The following is a 16,213-nucleotide window of genomic DNA, read 5'->3' as shown; positions in this document are numbered from 1 at the left end:
TCACCTTCCGACGGGGCTGGCGGTCACCCGTACACAGAAGTTCCAGGCGCGTGCCGCGATGGACGACAAACGCATTCGGCGGGTCGGCCGGCGTACCTGGACGGTCGGCCGGCGTCCCCGGAGGGTCGGTTCGCGTACCTGGAGGGTCGGTTCGCGTACCTGGAGGGTCGGTTCGCGTACCTGGGTGGACGACTCACGTGCCTGGACGGACGACACGCGTGCCGCGGTCGGGTTCGCGGAGTGGCGGCGGGTCGTGCCGCCACTCCCGGGTCCTTACTGCTTCGAGGAGAAAGCGGCGTCGAACGCCGCCGTGGGTGGGGTGAAGTTGAGCTTGCGGACGAACTCCAGCGCCTCGGGCGCGCCGATGAGCCGGTCCATGCCCGCGTCCTCCCACTCGATCGAAATCGGGCCGTCGTAGCCGATGGCGTTGAGCATCCGGAAGACGTCCTCCCACGGGACGTCGCCGTGGCCGGTGGAGACGAAGTCCCAGCCGCGCCGCGGGTCCGCCCAGGGCAGGTGGGAGCCGAGCCGGCCGTTGCGGCCGTTGAGCTGCTTGCGGGCCTCCTTGCAGTCGACGTGGTAGATGCGGTCCTTGAAGTCCCACAGGAACCCGACCGGGTCGAGGTCCTGCCAGACGAAGTGCGACGGGTCGAAGTTCAGCCCGAACGCCTCGCGGTGGCCGATCGCCTCCAGTGTCCGGACGGTGCTCCAGTAGTCGTAGGCGATCTCGCTCGGGTGCACCTCGTGGGCAAAGCGGACGCCGACCTCGTCGAACACGTCGAGGATCGGGTTCCACCGCGTGGCGAAGTCCGCGTACCCGCGCTCGATCATCGACGGCGGCACCGGCGGGAACATCGCCACCGTGTGCCAGATCGACGAGCCGGTGAACCCGACCACAGTGGACACCCCGAGCTTCGCCGCGGCGCGGGCGGTGGTCTTCATCTCCTCCGCCGCCCGCTGCCGGACGCCCTCGGGCTCGCCGTCGCCCCAGATCCGCGCCGGGAGGATGGCCTCGTGCCGCTCGTCGATCGGGTGATCGCAGACCGCCTGGCCGAGCAGGTGGTTCGAGATCGCCCACACCTTGAGGTCGTACTTGGCCAGCGTCTCCAGCTTCGCCTTGACGTAGCCGTCTTCCGCCACCGCGCGATCCACTTCGAAGTGGTCACCCCAGCAGGCGATCTCGAGGCCTTCGTAGCCCCAGCCGCTCGCCAGCTCGCACACCTCCTCGAACGGCAGATCGGCCCACTGCCCGGTGAACAGGGTCAACGGTCGTGCCATGTCCTGACCTCCTGGTGAGTACTACTCGGTTCGGATGGCCGCCAGCAGCAAGTCCTTGACTTCGGTGGCGTGGATCTTTTCGCGCGCGAGCGCCGGGTCCGAGCACAGCAGCACCGGCCCGTCCTCGGGCGAGTCGGGCAGCCGCCCGTGGCTGCCGCGCACCGGCGCCGGGTCGAGCGGGACGACCTGCATCGAGTACCGCAGGCCGAGCTTCTTGCGGGCCAGCGCGGACGCCGCCTTCAGCTTCACCACCGGGTCGTTCGGGTCGAAGAACAGCTCGGCCGGGTCGTAGCCGGGCTTGCGGTGGATCTCGACGGTCTTCGCGAAGTCCGGCGCGCGGTCGTCGCTCAGCCAGTAGTAGTACGTGAACCACGCGTCCGGCTCGGCGATCGCGACCAGCTCGCCCGCGCGTTCGTGGTTGATCCCGATGCTCGCTTGCTCCGGACGATCGAGCACGACGTCCACTCCGGACAGTCCGGCGACGATGTCCCGCACCCTCGGGATGTCGGCCGGGTCGGCGACGTAGACGTGCGCAACCTGGTGGTCGGCCACCGCGAACGCCCGTGACGTCCACGGGTCCAGGTACTCCATGCCCGCCTGGACGTACACGTTAAGCAGGCCTTCACGGCGCAGCGCGCGGTTGATGTCGACCGGCCGGTTCGCGTTCGTGATGCCGTACTCCGACAGCGCGACGACGGTGTGCCCGCCCGCGGCCGCGAAGTCCAGCAGCGGCTTCAACGCGGTGTCGATCTCCCGAGCGGCCGCCGCGGCCTGCGGGGCGTCCGGGCCGAAGCGCTGCAGGTCGTAGTCCAGGTGCGGGATGTAGACCAGCGTGGTGTCCGGCTTGTCCTCGGTCATGATCTTCTGCGCCGCGGCGATGATCCACTTCGACGACGTGATCGCGGCCGTCGGGCCCCAGTACGTGAACAGCGGGAACTCGCCGAGGTCGCCGACCAGGCGGTCGTGCAGCTGCGGCGGGTGGGTGTAGGCGTCCGGGGACTTCTTGCCGTCGGCGTGGTAGATCGGCCGCGGGGTCACCGTCAGGTCGACGTCCATGCCCATCGCGTACCACCAGCAGACGTTCGCCACGCGATGTCCGCTCTGCGCGCGGCGGGCGGCGTCCCAGAACTTGTCCCCCTGCACCAGCTTGTTGTGCTGACGCCAGAGGAAGATCTCGCCGAGGTCGCGGAAGTACCAGCCGTTGCCGACGATCCCGTGCTCGGCCGGCTGCAGCCCGGTCAGGAAGGTGGACTGCACCGAGCAGGTGACCGCCGGGAACACCGTGTCGAGTTGTGCGGTGAAGCCGGGTTCGGCCATCTTGCGCAGGTTCGGCATGTGCGGGAGCAGCCGCGGCGTCAGGCCGACGACGTCGATGACCAGCAAGCTCATTCGGAAACCTCTTCCAAGCCTAGTTCAACAAGGGAACGCCGGGTCCAGTCCAGCTCGGCGGTGATGCCCGCGACGAGCCCGGCGTCGTCGGCAGGTGCGTCCGGGAGCACCTGCCAGGTGTAGGTCTCGACCTCGACGTGGTCGGTGCGCGCGGTCGCGCCGCCGAACAGCTCGGCCAGGGTCCCGGCCAGCACCGGCCGGGTGGACGTCAGCGGTGGTGCCGGGTCGGCGTGCAGCGGCACGTGGAAGTGCACGCGCCACGGCGCATCCCCGGGCAGTCCCCCGGCCAACGCGAGATCGAGGTCGTCGGCGCCCGGCGGGGCGCCTTCGTTGCTCTGGTGCAGGAACCTCGGTTCCACAAAGGACTCCAAGGCGCGCCGGGTCGCCGGGTCGGCCGGGTTCGCGGCCTCCAGAGCGGCGGACGCCTGGAGCTTGACAACGTCGAGCCCAGCCGCCTCGAGCCGGCCCAGCGCGGCCGCCGGGTCCTCGAAGCCGACCGCGAGGTGACACGTGTCGAGGCAGACACCGAGCCAGTCCTTGTCCACTTCGGACAGCAGCGACGCCGCCTGCGTGGTCGTCTCGATGACGCAGCCGGGCTCCGGCTCGAACGCCACGCGCACCGGACGGTCCTGCTTCGCCAGCCCCTTGGCCAGCAGTTCGAGCTGGCCGGCGTCGTCCCGCCATTCCGTGCGCCAGCCGAGCGGCGACGTCGAGACGCTGCCGCGCACGGCGTCGTCCGGCATCAGCTCGGCCAGCAGCCGCGCGAGGTCGAGGGTGTACTGCATCCGCTCGGGGGTCGACCAGTCCGGCCGGTACACCTTGTGCTTGACCACCGGGTCGTGGAAACCCTGGTACGGGAACCCGTTGAAGGTGACCACTTCGAGTCCGCGCGCGGCCAGCTCACTGCGCAGCCGGGCCACCGCGGCCGGGTTGTCGACCAGCTCGGTCGCCACCGGCCGGGCCAGCCAGAGGCCGAGCCCGAGCCGGTCCACGCCGAGACGCTCCCGCACCGGCTCGCCGAAGCGGGCCAGCTGGGCGAGCACACCGTCGAGGTCCTCGGCCTGGTGCACGTTGGTGCAGTAGGCGAGGTGGACAAGCGTGCCGTCGGGGTGCCGGAACCTCACTTGCGGGCACCTCGCAGGATCGAGTTGCCCGCGAACTCGGCTTCCGTCGCTTCGCCTTCGAGCGAAAGGCGGCCGCTCTGGCCGTAGAACTCGACCGGGTTGCGCCACAGCACCTGGTCGACGTCGTCCTCGGTGAACCCGGCGGCCAGCATCGCGTCGCCGGTCTTGCGGGTCTTGAGCGGGTCGCTCTTGCCCCAGTCCGCCGCGGAGTTGACCAGCACCTTTTCGGTGCCGAACTCGCGCAGGATGGCGACCATCCGCTCTTCGTCCATCTTGGTGTCCGGGTAGATCGAGAACCCCATCCAGGACCCGGACTCCTTGACCATCGCGACGGTCACCTCGTTGAGGTGGTCCAGCACCACGCGCTCGGGCGCGATCCCCGACTCGCGGACGACGGCGATGCTGCGTTCGGTCCCGGCCGCCTTGTCGCGGTGCGGGGTGTGCACCATCGCGGGCAGGCCGTGGTCGATCGCCAGCGCGAGCTGCGCGGCGAACGCCTTGTCCTCCTCGGCGGTCATCGAGTCGTAGCCGATCTCGCCGACCGCGACCACGCCGTCCTTCTCCAGGTACCGCGGCAGCAGGTCGAGCACCGGCGCGCACCGCGGATCGTTGGCCTCCTTGGGGTTCAGCGCGATCGTGCAGTGGTGGGCGATGCCGTACTGGCTCGCCCGGAACGGCTCCCAGCCGACGAGCGCGTCGAAGTAGTCGGTGAAGCTGCCGACGTTCGTGCGGGGCTGGCCCAGCCAGAACGCCGGCTCGACGAGCGCACGCACCCCCGCGGCGTGCATGGCCGCGTAGTCGTCGGTGGTCCGGGAGCTCATGTGGATGTGCGGGTCGAAGATGCGCATCAGGCGTCCTGTTCGTTCAGCAGCGGGAGGAGGTCGGCGGGCACGTCCCGGCCCGCGGCGGTGCGCTCGGCGGCGAACGACCGCATCATGCGCAGCAGCTCCTCGTCGGTCCGGCGGTCCAGCCCGGCGATGTCCGCCAGCGGGATGCCCATGAAGACGCACTTGAGCACACCGTGGCGGTAGGCGGAGTCGTCCAGGTGCGTGGCGGCGTACTCCCCCATCGCGGCCGTCACCAGGCGGGTGTCGTTGGTGCGCAGGGCGTCCGCGACCAGGTCCGGCCCGGCGGCCCCGATGTCCACAACGGACAGTCCACGGAGGACGGCCCGCTTCTCGGCGGCGTCGCCGTAGCGGTAGAGGTCGGGCATTTCCGCGGCCGCACCGGGCGCGGCTTCCAGCAGCCGGACCCGGGCGACGTCGTCGACCGTCCAGCCCGGCGTGTCCGACGGGCCCCGGCCGACCCGGCGGCCGACCCCGGGGAACAGCGTCCGCAACGCCGTCGCGTCGGTGGCGACCTTGGTCAGTGCGTCGTCGAGCCAGGCGTTCACGCGGCCACCGCCTTCCGCAGGAATTCCAGCGACTCCCGCGCGATCCGCGGCGCCGCGTGGCTGTCACGCGGCAGTTCCACCGCGACGAGCCCGGTGTACGGCGCCAGCGCTGCCAGCACCGGCGGGAAGTCGATCTCACCCCGGCCGAACTCCAGGTGCTCGTGGGTGCCCCGGCGCATGTCGTCGATCTGGACGTTCACCAGCCGCGGCAGGGCCCGCCGCACGCAGTCGGGCACGGACGCCGTCTCGTTGCACCGGCAGTGCCCGATGTCCAGCGTCAGCCCGAACCGCTCCGGGTCACCGAGCCGCCGCGAGAGTTCGAAGTACCCGGTCAGGTCCTCGACGAGCATGCCCGGCTCGGGCTCGAAGCCGAGCTTGACGTTGTGCTCGTCCGCGGCTTTCAGCACGTCCGAGCAGCCGGCGACCAGGTGCTCCCAGGCGTCCGAAGTGGACAGCCCGGCCGGCTTGTTCCCGCTCCAGAACGACACGGCCTCGGCACCGAGGTCCGCGGCGATCTCGACGGCCTGGGTCAGGAAGTCGATGCGCAGCGCCCGGTCCGGGTCGAGGAACGTCGGCGAGTGCTTGCGCCACGGGTCCAGCAGGAACCGGGCGCCCGTCTCGATCACCACGGCCAGCCCGAGCCGGTCCAGCTCGGTGGCCAGCGAAGCGACCCGGCGGGCGAGGTCCGGCCCGAACGGGTCGAGGTGCTGGTGGTCGAGGGTGAGCGCAACCCCGTCGTACCCGAGGTCCGAGAGCACACGCAGCGCGTCACCGAGGCGGTGGTTGGCAAAACCGTTGGTGCCGTACCCGAACCTCATGTCGGTGACACCTTCCGGCTCAGCGCCCGGGCGATCGGGAACGCGGCGGCGACGGCCAGCGCCGAGCGCCACGCCCCGGTCCGGGCGATCAGCCCGGCCTGCAGCGGGATCATGCCGTGGATCCCGGCGCCGACCGCGCGGCGGATCTTCGGCGCGACCGGGTCGCGGACGGCGTCGTACTGCGCCCGCCCGGTCGTCACCGCGTACGTCCCGAGCAACGCCGAGGCGAGCGGCCCGACCCGGCCGGCGGCGACCCGCACCCCGGCCGTCGCGGCGAGGGTGGCCGCCGGGAGGGCGGGCCGGGCGCCGTGGACTTCGGACCTCGACAACGCCGTCACCGCCAGGGTGTGCGCCCCGACGGTCAGCGCCGCGGGCAGGGCCGCACGAGCGCCACCCGCCCCGAGCAGGACGTCGAGGACGCGGGTGGCGGCCATCGCGACGGGGCCGAACACGGTCTCCTTGAGCACGAAGTCGTACGCCCACACGGTCGCGGCCAGCGGCAGCGCGACCCGCAGGGCGTTCTTGCCCCCGGCGGCCGCGGCGATGCCCAGCCCGCCCGCGGTCAGGCCGGTCGCGACACCGAGCGCGGCGCCGGGCTTGATCCGGCCCGACGGGATCGGCCGCTCGGGCCGTTCCATGGCGTCGAGGTGGCGGTCGGCGTAGTCGTTGAGCGCCATGCCCGCCCAGTAGAGGCAGACGGACGCGCCGGTCAGGCCCAGGGTGCGGCGGCCGAACGGCCAGCCCGCGGCGGCCGCCCCGGCGACGGCGTCCCCGGGCACGGTCAGCGCGGCGGGCGCGCGGACGAGTTCGATGTACGCCTTCACCGGTGCGCCCACTCACGGAGGGCCGCGTACTGCGTGGCCAGGTCGTGCGCGCCGGCGCCGACGGGGTCCTTGAAGAAGAACCCGAACTCGGCGACCGGGCCCGCCACACCGTCACGGCACGCCTTGCCGGTGAGCCGGGCGAGGTCGAGCACCAGCGGCGCGGCCAGCGCGGAGTCGCAGCCCTGCCAGGTGAGCTGCAACGTCATGCGCGCGCCGAGGAAACCCTCGAACAGCACGTGGTCCCAGGCGGTCTTCCAGTCGCCGAGCGCCGGGACGTAGTCGATGTGCACCTCACCGTCGACCTCCCGGCCGAGGTTCTGCGAGAGCACCTGCTGCTTCGACGCGTTCTTGCTCGACGCCGCACCGGGGTCGGCCAGCGTGGCGCCGTCCCCGCCACCGAGCAGGTTCGTGCCCGACCACGCCAGGACGTTCAGCCCGCGCTGGGCGAACATCGGCGCGAGCACCGACCGCAGGAGCGTCTCGCCGGTCTTGCCGTCGCGGCCCGCGTACGGCAGCCCCGCGGTGCGGGCCAGCTCGTCGAGCGCGGGCAGCCGCGCGCCGGTGGACGGGGTGAAGTCGACAAAACCACAACCCGCGCGGAACGCGGCGTAGGCGTACTGCGCGCTGGGCGGCAGGACGTCCTCACCCGCGTCCAGCGCCGCTTCCAGCGCGGCGAGGGACGCGTGCGCCGGGTGCGGCGTGCACGGCGGTTCGGTGGAGGAGACGTTGACCACGACGACGTGGTCCAGCCCCTCGCCGAACTCCGTCAGGTCCGCGACGATCCGGTCGATCGTGGCCCGGCCCTTCCCCGGCGGCGCCGGCCGCAGCCGGGCGTCGGCCGCTTCCAGCTCGGCGCTCACCGGGCCGGGCAGCGTGGCCGGCAGCACACCCGACACCACCAGCTCCTCGGCCCGCTTGACCAGCGGCGTGTCGACGACGTCGTGACCTCCGAAGACCAGGTCCCCCAGGCCGGGCAGCTCCGCCCCGGCGAAGTCCGGCAGCTCGGTCACGCACCCCGTGCGCGCGGCGAGTCCCGCGCGCATCGCGGCCGCTCCGGCGACGGCCGTGGTGGCCACCGATCCGCGAGCACCGATCAGCCAGACACCGATCTTCCCCATGGTTTCCTCCCTGTCCGGCAGGTCAGTCCGCACCCGCCGCTCGTTCGCCGGGCGTGCGACTGCCCACCAGATCTACATCGCCGCATTCGATCAAGTGTTTCCACCCGATCAGGTCCACGAGCATCATCCGCTGTCCCTCTCCGCGCGCACCGGCACCAGTGCCGGATCGTCGAACACCGCCTGCAGCGCGACGTGCGCGCCGCCGCGCGCCGCCGCGGAGAACCCGAGCCAGGACAGCTCGACGCGGCAGCCCCCGATGCGGGGCGCGATCACCCGGGCCTCGAGCTCGGCCATCATCGGGCCCAGCAGGTACGGGCCCAGCTGCGCGAAGTAGCCGCCCAGCAGCACCACACGCGGGTTGAAGACGTTGATCAGCACGGCCGCCCCGACCCCGAGACCGGTGCCGACCTGCGCAAGCGCGTCGAGGGTCCGCTTGTCCTTCAGCTGCGCGCGGCGGCGGATCATGTCGAGCCGCTGTTCGAGGTCGAGTGACGGGTCGTGCACCGGGTCGCTCGGGGACGCGGCGAGCCGCAGCATCCCGGCCAGCCCCACCAGCGTCTCCCAGCAGCCACGGCGCCCGCAGCCGCACAGCCGGCCGGCCGGGTCGAGCTGGATGTGCCCGACCTCACCGGAGAAGCCTTCCGCGCCGCCGAGCAGCCGGCCCCCGGAGATCACCCCGGCGCCGACGCCGATTTCGCCGGTCAGGTAGAGCAGGTCGGCGGTCCCGGCGACGCTGCCCATCGCGTACTCGCCGAGCGCGCCGAGGTTCGCGTCGTTGGCCGTGCGGATCGGGAACGCCGGCGGGCCGAGCCGGCGGGTGAGCCGTTCGGTGATGCCGCGGACGACCGGGACGTCGGTCCAGTGCAGGTTCGGCGCGAAGGCGACGGTGCCGCTCGTGACGTCGACCAGCGCCGGGATCCCGACGGTCACGCCGGCGGGCATCACGCCGAGGCGCCGGCATTCCCGCAGCGCGCGGGCGGTCAGCTCGGCGCCGGCGTCGAGCACCTTCTCGACGCGAAGCGCTTGCACGTCGAGCGCGACACGTTGTTCGAAGAGCACGGCGCCGGTGAGGTCGAGGGCGAGCGCGGTCAGGTAGTCGACGTTGATCTCGACGCCGATCCCGCCGACCTCCCGGCCGTCCAGCTCGACGATGGTCCCCGGCCGCCCGACCGCGCCGGCGCGTTCCCGCTCGCCTTCACGCGCCAGCCCTCGTTCGACGAGCTCGGCGACCAGGCTCGAGACGGTCCCCTTGTTCAGCCCGGTGTCCGCGGCGATCCCCGCGCGCGACCGGGATCCCCCGTCACGCAGGTGCCGCAGCACCAGCGCCAGGTTGCTCCGGCGGACGGCGGTCTGATCGGCCGGGCGCACCGGTTTGAGGGAGAAGGAGGAGTCCACGCCGACACCACCCCAAGTTCGTCTGGTGGTTCAACAAATTAGGTGCGGCGAAATGATCGGGTCAACGAGGGCACCCGGCGCCTTTCGTGGACAAAAGCCACAGAAATCGTTCTGACCAGCGAAACTATCGATCGCGGGCAGCAAAAGGGTCCCACGGATGGAGCACGGGTTCGGGTGCCCGGCCGCCGTAATCCCACGGCCGAACGAGACCCGCCGTTCGTCGTGTCCCGGTGGCCGGAACACCTCCCGGCCGGGCCCGCATCCTGCACCGTTTCGGCAGGACCAGTCCGAAAGTGTCGCCGCCGCACCGAAACTTTCCGCAAGCCGGCGCCCGCCCCAAGCGCCCCAATGTGGCCTTCGTTGCGTCTCACGCACCCAAGGCGGCCTTGGGGCGCTGGGGTCAGCTGGTGAAGGTGAGGGTGCCGAGGGCGGCGACCAGCGGCGCCAGCTCCGGCAGCGCCTCGGCTTCCGCCAGCGCCTCCGCCAGAGCCGTGTCGTGGGTCGGGCGGGCCGCCGTCAGCAGGGCCTGGCCCGCCGGCGTCACCTCGGTGTAGATGCCGCGGCGGTCGTCCGCGCAGAGGTAGCGGGCCAGCAGGCCGCGGTCCTCCAGCCGGGTGACCAGCCGCGTGGTCGCCGACTGGCTGAGGACCACCGCGTTGGCCAGCTGGTTCATCCGCAGGTGGAAGCCGTCCTGGCGGGCGAGCACGTCGAGCACGGTGTACTCGCTCACCGACAGCTCGTGGTCGCGGCCGAGCGCGCGCTGCAGCCTGTCCTCGATCCGCGCGTGGAGCGCGGCCAGCGTGCGCCAGCCCTGCGCGCGCGCTTCGACGGCGTCGTCGTCCAGTGACACGGTTCACCTCTCCCGGGCTTGCCGCATACGTTTGCGCGCGGCACTATCAAGCCTGTGCAATATACGGCGTCTGCAACTATCTCGGACGCTTGTAGTTGCTCACGCTCACAAGCCTACTCCGGAAGAAGGAAGTCCATGCCCGCCGCTCTGCTCGCCCTCGCGATCAGCGCTTTCGGGATCGGCACCACCGAGTTCGTGATCATGGGCCTACTGCCCGAGGTCGCGGCCGACTTCGGCGTCTCGATCCCGTCCGCAGGCCTGCTCATCTCGGGTTACGCGCTCGGTGTCGTCGTCGGCGCGCCCGTGCTCACCGCCCTCGCGTCGCGGGTCCCGCGCAAGACCGTGCTGGTCGCCCTGATGGGCCTGTTCATCGCGGGCAACGTGCTCTCGGCGCTGGCCCCGAGCTACGGCCTGCTGATGACCGGCCGGGTCGTCGCGGCCCTCTCGCACGGCGCGTTCTTCGGCGTCGGCTCGGTGGTCGCCGCGTCGCTCGTCGCCCCGGCCAAGCAGGCCAGTGCGATCGCGCTGATGTTCACCGGGCTGACCGTGGCGAACGTGCTCGGGGTGCCCGCCGGCACCGCGCTCGGCCAGGCCTTCGGCTGGCGCTCGACGTTCTGGGTGGTCAGCGCCCTGGGTGTGGCCGGCGCGATCGGCATCCTCGCGCTCGTGCCGCACCAGAAGCCGGACCCGAACGCGGGGTTGCGCGGCGAGCTCGCCGTGTTCCGCCGCCCGCAGGTGTGGCTCGCGCTGGCCATGACGGCGCTCGGCTTCGCCGGCGTGTTCGCGTCCTTCACTTACATCGCGCCGATGATGACCGAGGTCGCCGGGTTCTCCAGCGGCGCGGTCACCTGGCTGCTCGTGCTCTTCGGCGCCGGGCTGTTCGCCGGCAACCTGCTCGGCGGCCGGGCCGCGGACCGCAAGCTGATGCCCAGCCTCTACGTCATCCTCGCCGCGCTGGCGCTCGTGCTGGTGGCGTTCGTCTTCACCGCGCACGCCCAGGTGCCGGCCGCGATCACGATCGTGTTGTTCGGCGCGGCGGGCTTCGCGACCGTGCCGCCGCTGCAGGCCCGCGTGATGGCCAAGGCCGAAGGCGCCCCGGCGCTGGCCTCGGCGGCCAACATCGCCGCGTTCAACCTCGGCAACGCCGGCGGCGCGTGGCTGGGCGGCCTGGCCATCGAAGGCGGCCTCGGCTACACCGCCCCCAACTGGATCGGGGCCGTGCTCGCGGCGGCGGGTCTCGCCGTCGCGGTCGTCTCCGGTCTGCTCGACCGCAGGGCCCCGGCCCGTTTCGCCGCCGCGGAACGGGTACCCGCCCGATGAACCACCCACCGAAAGGAACCCTCGTGACCAGCGTGCCCGTGATCGAACTCAACAACGGCGTCCGGATGCCGCAACTCGGCTACGGCGTGTTCCAGGTCCCGGACGACGAGACCACCGCCGCCGTGAAGGCCGCCCTCGAAGCGGGCTACCGCAGCATCGACACCGCCGCCGTCTACGGCAACGAAAAGGGTGTCGGCCGGGCTCTCGCCGAGGCCGGCGTCGCCCGCGACGAGCTCTTCGTCACCACCAAGCTGTGGAACTCCGCCCAGGGCTACGACTCGACGCTCAAGGCGTTCGACGAGAGCATGAAGAAGCTCGGCCTGGAGCAGCTGGACCTCTACCTGATCCACTGGCCCACGCCCGAGCGGGACAAGTACCTCGACACCTGGAAGGCGTTCGAGAAGCTGCACGCCGACGGCCGCGTCCGCGCGATCGGCGTGTCCAACTTCCAGCCGGCGCACCTCGAGCGCCTGCTCGACGCGGCCGACGTCGCCCCGGCGGTCAACCAGATCGAACTGCACCCCTACCTGCAGCAGCAGGAGGTCCGCGAGTTCGACGCGAAGCACGGCATCGCGACCGAGGCGTGGAGCCCGCTCGCCAAGGGCGGCTCGCTGCTGGGCGACCCGGTGATCGCGGACCTCGCGGTGAAGTACAGCCGCACACCCGCGCAGATCGTCCTGCGGTGGCACCTGCAGCTGGGCAACGTCGTGATCCCGAAGTCCGTGACGCCGTCGCGGATCGAGGAGAACTTCGACCTGTTCGGGTTCACCCTCGCGGAGGAGGAGCTGGAGCTGCTGACCCCTCTGGACCGCGGCGAGCGCACCGGCCCCGACCCGGACACCTTCAACGCCGCCTGACCCGTCGTGAGTGGTTAGGGCGGTTCTAACCGCCCTAACCACTCACGAGGGCCGCGGCAGAGGTCACTGCTTGCGGGCGACTCCGCCCAGCGTCAGGAAGTTCAGCTCGCTCAGCGGGTGGATGCGGGGGCCGTCCGGCCACCATTCGTGCAGGTAGACCAGCCCCGGCCGCACCAGCTCCGTGCCTTCGAAGAACTCCGTGATCTGCTCGCGGGTGCGGTGGACGCTGCCCAGCCCGGTGCCCTGGAAGCTGGTCTCCAGCAGCCGCGCCAGCTCCTGGCGCGGCGAGTCCTCTTCCGGGTCGAAATGGTGCGTGAGCAGCAGGTACGACCCCGGCGCGAGCGCGTCGACGTACTCCGCGACGATCGACTTCGCCCGGTCGAAGTCGTCGATGTGGTGGACGATCGACGTCAGCATCAGCGCGACCGGCCGCGAGAAGTCCAGGTACTCCTTGACGACCTCGTCGGCCAGCGTCTCGGCCGGCTTCGTCAGGTCGGCGCCGGTGACGTGGGTCAGGTAGTTCTCCTCGAGCAACGCGCGCCCGTGCACCTGCACCACCGGGTCGTTGTCGACGTACACCACCTGCGCGTCCGGGTTGTACCGCTGCGCCACCTGGTGGGTGTTCTCCGCGGTCGGCATGCCGGAGCCCAGGTCGAGGAACTGGTCGAGCCCGCGCTTGCCGGCGAGGAACCGCACCACGCGCACCAGCCAGTCGCGGTGCTCCTTCGCCATCACCCGCGCGCCGGGTGCGATCGCCAGCAGCCGTCGCATCGCTTCGCGGTCGACCTCGTAGTGGTCGTGGCCACCGAGCAGCGCGTCGGACAACCGGGCCAGGCTCGCCTTGCTGAAATCGAGGGAGGCGGCGCCCCCCTCGGTTCCGGACCGCAGGTCGCCAGGCGTCATCGGCTGCTCTCCCACTCGTCGTGGCGGACGGGCTCCTGCCCGGGCTTCGCCCACCTATGTCCGGCAACGGACAGTGCTCAGACTACGACATGCCGTTCATCAAGTGAACCGGGCCGAAGGGCCTTACCTGCCAGGGACAACTACCCGATTCGCACCTCCCGCCAGATGTGTCCGCCGTCCGTGGTCCGATACACCGCGGAGCCACCGTCGGCGTCCGGCTGACCGTCGACGACCACCCCGACACCACCGCCGGGGAAGTCCAGATCGGCCAGTGCGAGCCCGCGTTCGGACAGAACTGTCGTTGTCCACGTGCGACCGCCGTCGGCCGTGCTGTGCAGGAACCCGGTGCCGCCGCCCATCGCCGCGACCGTCGCGGACGTCGGCGAAGCCGCGCCGAAGGCCTGGGTGATCCCGGCGACCGGCGCCTCGTCACTCCCGCTGAACACCCCGCCGAGCGCCGGCGCGTGCCGCAGCCGCCGCTCGGTCGAGCCCGGCTGCGGTGAGCCGGGACTGCCGCTGCACAACGCCACGACCTGCCGGTCCCGGACGCCGGCGAGCGACGCGACCGATCCGGCCGGGCACGGCGGATCGGCCCGGGTGAAGCGGACGCCGTCACGCGAGGTCCAGTACTCCTCGGTGGCGTAGTCCGCGCCGAGCGCGACCTGCAGGCCACCGCCGACGGCCAGGTCGCCGTAGGTGAGGCTGCCGGTGACCCCGAACCCGGGCACCGGGACCAGCACCGGCGAGCCGGCCGTCGCCGAATACAACCGCGTCGAGCCGCGGCCCTCGCCGTAGGTGGTGAGCACGGCGAAGACGCGGCCCCCGGTTTCGGTGATCTTCGAGAGGTAGAACGGCTCCCGCGCGCCGACCAGGCCGACCGGGTGCCAGCTCGCGCCGCCGTCGCGGGTCGTCCGCACGTGGACACCGTCGCTGACGTACGCGACGCGGTCGCTGACGAACGTGAGCGCGACGTGGTTGTGGTTGTCCGGCAACAGCATCGGCGGCGCGCCGAGCCGTCGCCAGTGCCGGCCGCCGTCGGTGGTGCCCACCAGCGCGGGGCACCACGACCGGGCGCACGGCGCGTACCCCAGGACGTAGCCGGTGCCGGGCCCGGTCCAGCTCGTCGACGCGGGCCGGAACCCCTTCGGGACCACGGTTTCCGCCGTTGCGGGTGCGGCGAACGCGGTCAGGAGGGCGAGGACGGACACCAGCAGCGCCAAGCGCCGGGGAGGGGTCATGATCACCTGGACGTCCCGTGCGGGGTGGGGTTGCCCGCTCCGCACGAGGTTCCGCCGCGCGGCTCAGCGTGGCGCGGCCAGCCGGGTGTCGAGCTCGGCGAGGTCGGCCACGAACCAGACGTCCTTGCCGCGGTTCGACTCGCGCACGACGTCCCGGAAGACGCTGCTCGCTTCGACGTGCCGCCGGACGTCGCCGAGCAGCACCAGCCGGAAGCCGTACTGGACGATCTTCGAGAAGAAGTGCCCGATCAGCTTCGTGTGCATGTCGAAGAACCGCTCGGGGAACCGTTCCACCGGCACCGCGAGCACGGTCGCGCCGGATCCGAAAGTCGACCCGATCAGGTCGACGGCGTCCTGCTCGGTGGTCAGCTCCGGCCCCTCCGCCGGCACGAGCCACACGCCGACACCGTGGCGCACGTCGATCACGACCGGCCTCCCAGGAACTCGGCGACGGCCGCGGCCCAGCCGGGCAGGAAGTGCCCGGCGTCCTCGGCCAGCCGCACGTCCGCGTCCGGGAGGGCCTGCCGCAGCTTCGCGGCCGCGTCACGCTGGTCGAGGAGCACGTCGCGGGCGCCGAAGTGGGCCTGCACCGGCATCACCAGCTCGTGCAGCCGCTCGACCGGGAACTCCGGGACCGCCTCCAGCCGTGGTTTGAAGTGCTCGAACGTCGCGAGGGTGAACTCGCCGACCTCACGCTGCTCCGGGCCGGCGGGACTGCCGTTCGCGACCATGGCCAGCGACCGGCGCCGTCCCCAGCCGCCGAAGAGGCGGTAGCCGGCGAACTTGAGCAGCGGCGCGACCCGGCGGCGGCCGATCCCGGCCGGGTTGACCAGGGCCAGCGCCGCGACCCGCTCGGGACGGCGGAGCGCGTGGTCCAGCGCCCACCAGCCACCCAGCGACGTGCCGAGGAAGGCCGCCCGCGGCAGTTCCAGCGCGTCGAGGACGTCGTCGAGCCACTCGGCGTAGGCCGCCGAACCGAGCGGCGGCCGCGCTTCGACGGTCCGGCCCGGCTCGCCCGGCGCGTCGACGGCGTACACCCGCAGGCTTCCGGCGAGCGTGGCGATGTCCGGCAGCCAGTGCGCGGCCGTGCCGCCGGATCCCTGCAGGGCCACGACCGGCGGCGCGTCCACCGGGCCGGACACCACGGCGAACGTGTCACCGAGCTGGGTGCTCAGGGTGCGTGGCTCGTGGGGCACGGGCCAGCGGTCGAGGAGGGCGTCGTACCGCTGCCGGACGGCGCGACCGCCCTCTTCGGTGCGGTAGATCGTGCTCATGTCAGGTTCTCGGCGAACCCGGCGAGCAGCCGCAAGAGGTCGGCGCCGGCGGCGAGGTCGCCGAGCACGATGATCTTCATGGTGGAGCGCTCCCGGTCGTAGATGGTTTCGACGCGCAGGGGCCGCTCACCCCCGTCCCGCGGTCCGTTCACCGAAGCGATGACCGTGGTCGCCAGCCGGTCGGCGTTCGCCCGGTCGATGCCGCCGATTTCGACGACGCTCGACAGGTCGGTGGTGCGGGCCGGCCGCGGGTCCGTCACCGGCAGCCCGGTGAAGGCCTCGAGGTCGTCCGCGGCGATCCGGTACTGCTTGCCGATCCGGACCGCCTTCAGCCGCCCGTCCCGCACGTAGTTCCGGACCGTCCGGACGTGCAGGCCGAGCCGCTCGGCGACCTGGTCGACGGAGAAGACCTCCTGCGCCATGACCCTCCTC

General features: G+C 71.9%; 17 protein-coding genes. 2 read left to right on the top strand and 15 right to left on the bottom strand.

All coding sequences use genetic code 11. From position 1 onward, the window contains the following. Window positions 1-273: 273 nt before the first annotated feature. The 10 genes from ACIA5G_RS24160 to ACIA5G_RS24115 all read right to left on the bottom strand — a co-directional run bounded on the left by ACIA5G_RS24160 (window position 274) and on the right by ACIA5G_RS24115 (window position 10,189). Window positions 274-1,278, bottom strand: a complete 1,005-nt coding sequence (locus ACIA5G_RS24160) for a sugar phosphate isomerase/epimerase family protein (RefSeq protein ID WP_395926827.1) — start codon at window positions 1,276-1,278, stop codon at window positions 274-276. 21 nt (window positions 1,279-1,299) lie between these two features. Then, window positions 1,300-2,667: a nucleotide pyrophosphatase/phosphodiesterase family protein gene (locus tag ACIA5G_RS24155; RefSeq protein ID WP_395926825.1), complete on the bottom strand. Its 1,368-nt coding sequence runs from the start codon at window positions 2,665-2,667 to the stop codon at window positions 1,300-1,302. Next, window positions 2,664-3,791, bottom strand: a complete 1,128-nt coding sequence (gene eboE, locus ACIA5G_RS24150; RefSeq protein WP_395926823.1) for a metabolite traffic protein EboE — start codon at window positions 3,789-3,791, stop codon at window positions 2,664-2,666. Before eboE ends, ACIA5G_RS24155 begins: the two co-directional genes overlap by 4 nt. Continuing rightward, on the bottom strand, window positions 3,788-4,639 hold the full coding sequence (locus tag ACIA5G_RS24145; RefSeq protein ID WP_395926821.1) for a TatD family hydrolase: 852 nt from the start codon (window positions 4,637-4,639) through the stop codon (window positions 3,788-3,790). The genes eboE and ACIA5G_RS24145 overlap by 4 nt, the downstream gene beginning before the upstream one ends. After that, entirely contained in the window at window positions 4,639-5,184 is a 546-nt protein-coding gene (locus ACIA5G_RS24140; protein WP_395926819.1) for an EboA domain-containing protein, read from the bottom strand. The genes ACIA5G_RS24145 and ACIA5G_RS24140 overlap by 1 nt, the downstream gene beginning before the upstream one ends. Beyond that, window positions 5,181-6,002: a sugar phosphate isomerase/epimerase family protein gene (locus ACIA5G_RS24135; RefSeq protein ID WP_395926817.1), complete on the bottom strand. Its 822-nt coding sequence runs from the start codon at window positions 6,000-6,002 to the stop codon at window positions 5,181-5,183. Before ACIA5G_RS24135 ends, ACIA5G_RS24140 begins: the two co-directional genes overlap by 4 nt. Further along, complete coding sequence (locus tag ACIA5G_RS24130) at window positions 5,999-6,826, bottom strand: SCO3242 family prenyltransferase (protein WP_395926815.1); 828 nt, start codon at window positions 6,824-6,826, stop codon at window positions 5,999-6,001. Before ACIA5G_RS24130 ends, ACIA5G_RS24135 begins: the two co-directional genes overlap by 4 nt. Then, entirely contained in the window at window positions 6,823-7,944 is a 1,122-nt protein-coding gene (locus ACIA5G_RS24125; protein WP_395926813.1) for an inositol-3-phosphate synthase, read from the bottom strand. Before ACIA5G_RS24125 ends, ACIA5G_RS24130 begins: the two co-directional genes overlap by 4 nt. A gap of 123 nt (window positions 7,945-8,067) precedes the next feature. After that, on the bottom strand, window positions 8,068-9,339 hold the full coding sequence (locus ACIA5G_RS24120) for an ROK family protein (protein ID WP_395926811.1): 1,272 nt from the start codon (window positions 9,337-9,339) through the stop codon (window positions 8,068-8,070). 400 nt (window positions 9,340-9,739) lie between these two features. Further along, window positions 9,740-10,189, bottom strand: coding sequence for a MarR family winged helix-turn-helix transcriptional regulator (locus ACIA5G_RS24115; RefSeq protein ID WP_395926809.1), 450 nt, complete (start codon window positions 10,187-10,189; stop codon window positions 9,740-9,742). 135 nt (window positions 10,190-10,324) lie between these two features. On the opposite strand from ACIA5G_RS24115, the gene ACIA5G_RS24110 reads away from it, so the two are divergent. Further along, window positions 10,325-11,509: an MFS transporter gene (locus ACIA5G_RS24110; protein ID WP_395926807.1), complete on the top strand. Its 1,185-nt coding sequence runs from the start codon at window positions 10,325-10,327 to the stop codon at window positions 11,507-11,509. A gap of 23 nt (window positions 11,510-11,532) precedes the next feature. Beyond that, window positions 11,533-12,366: an aldo/keto reductase gene (locus ACIA5G_RS24105; RefSeq protein ID WP_395926805.1), complete on the top strand. Its 834-nt coding sequence runs from the start codon at window positions 11,533-11,535 to the stop codon at window positions 12,364-12,366. Between the two features lie 63 nt (window positions 12,367-12,429). Here ACIA5G_RS24105 and ACIA5G_RS24100 read toward each other — a convergent pair whose 3' ends face one another. From ACIA5G_RS24100 to ACIA5G_RS24080, 5 genes are all read right to left on the bottom strand, one after another. After that, on the bottom strand, window positions 12,430-13,269 hold the full coding sequence (locus ACIA5G_RS24100) for an SAM-dependent methyltransferase (RefSeq protein WP_395926803.1): 840 nt from the start codon (window positions 13,267-13,269) through the stop codon (window positions 12,430-12,432). A 140-nt stretch (window positions 13,270-13,409) separates the two neighbouring features. Further along, window positions 13,410-14,507, bottom strand: a complete 1,098-nt coding sequence (locus ACIA5G_RS24095; RefSeq protein WP_395926801.1) for a hypothetical protein — start codon at window positions 14,505-14,507, stop codon at window positions 13,410-13,412. Between the two features lie 63 nt (window positions 14,508-14,570). Next, window positions 14,571-14,933 carry a DUF4180 domain-containing protein gene (locus ACIA5G_RS24090; RefSeq protein ID WP_395926799.1) on the bottom strand — a complete coding sequence of 121 codons (363 nt, stop codon included), beginning with the start codon at window positions 14,931-14,933 and terminating at the stop codon, window positions 14,571-14,573. Next, window positions 14,930-15,781, bottom strand: coding sequence for an alpha/beta fold hydrolase (locus ACIA5G_RS24085; RefSeq protein WP_395926797.1), 852 nt, complete (start codon window positions 15,779-15,781; stop codon window positions 14,930-14,932). Before ACIA5G_RS24085 ends, ACIA5G_RS24090 begins: the two co-directional genes overlap by 4 nt. After that, window positions 15,778-16,203 carry a helix-turn-helix domain-containing protein gene (locus ACIA5G_RS24080; RefSeq protein ID WP_395926795.1) on the bottom strand — a complete coding sequence of 142 codons (426 nt, stop codon included), beginning with the start codon at window positions 16,201-16,203 and terminating at the stop codon, window positions 15,778-15,780. The genes ACIA5G_RS24085 and ACIA5G_RS24080 overlap by 4 nt, the downstream gene beginning before the upstream one ends. Window positions 16,204-16,213 lie beyond the last annotated feature (10 nt).

The organism is Amycolatopsis sp. NPDC051758 (genome assembly GCF_044453095.1).
Lineage (GTDB): Bacteria > Actinomycetota > Actinomycetes > Mycobacteriales > Pseudonocardiaceae > Amycolatopsis.
This window is presented reverse-complemented; position numbering and strand designations above follow the sequence as displayed.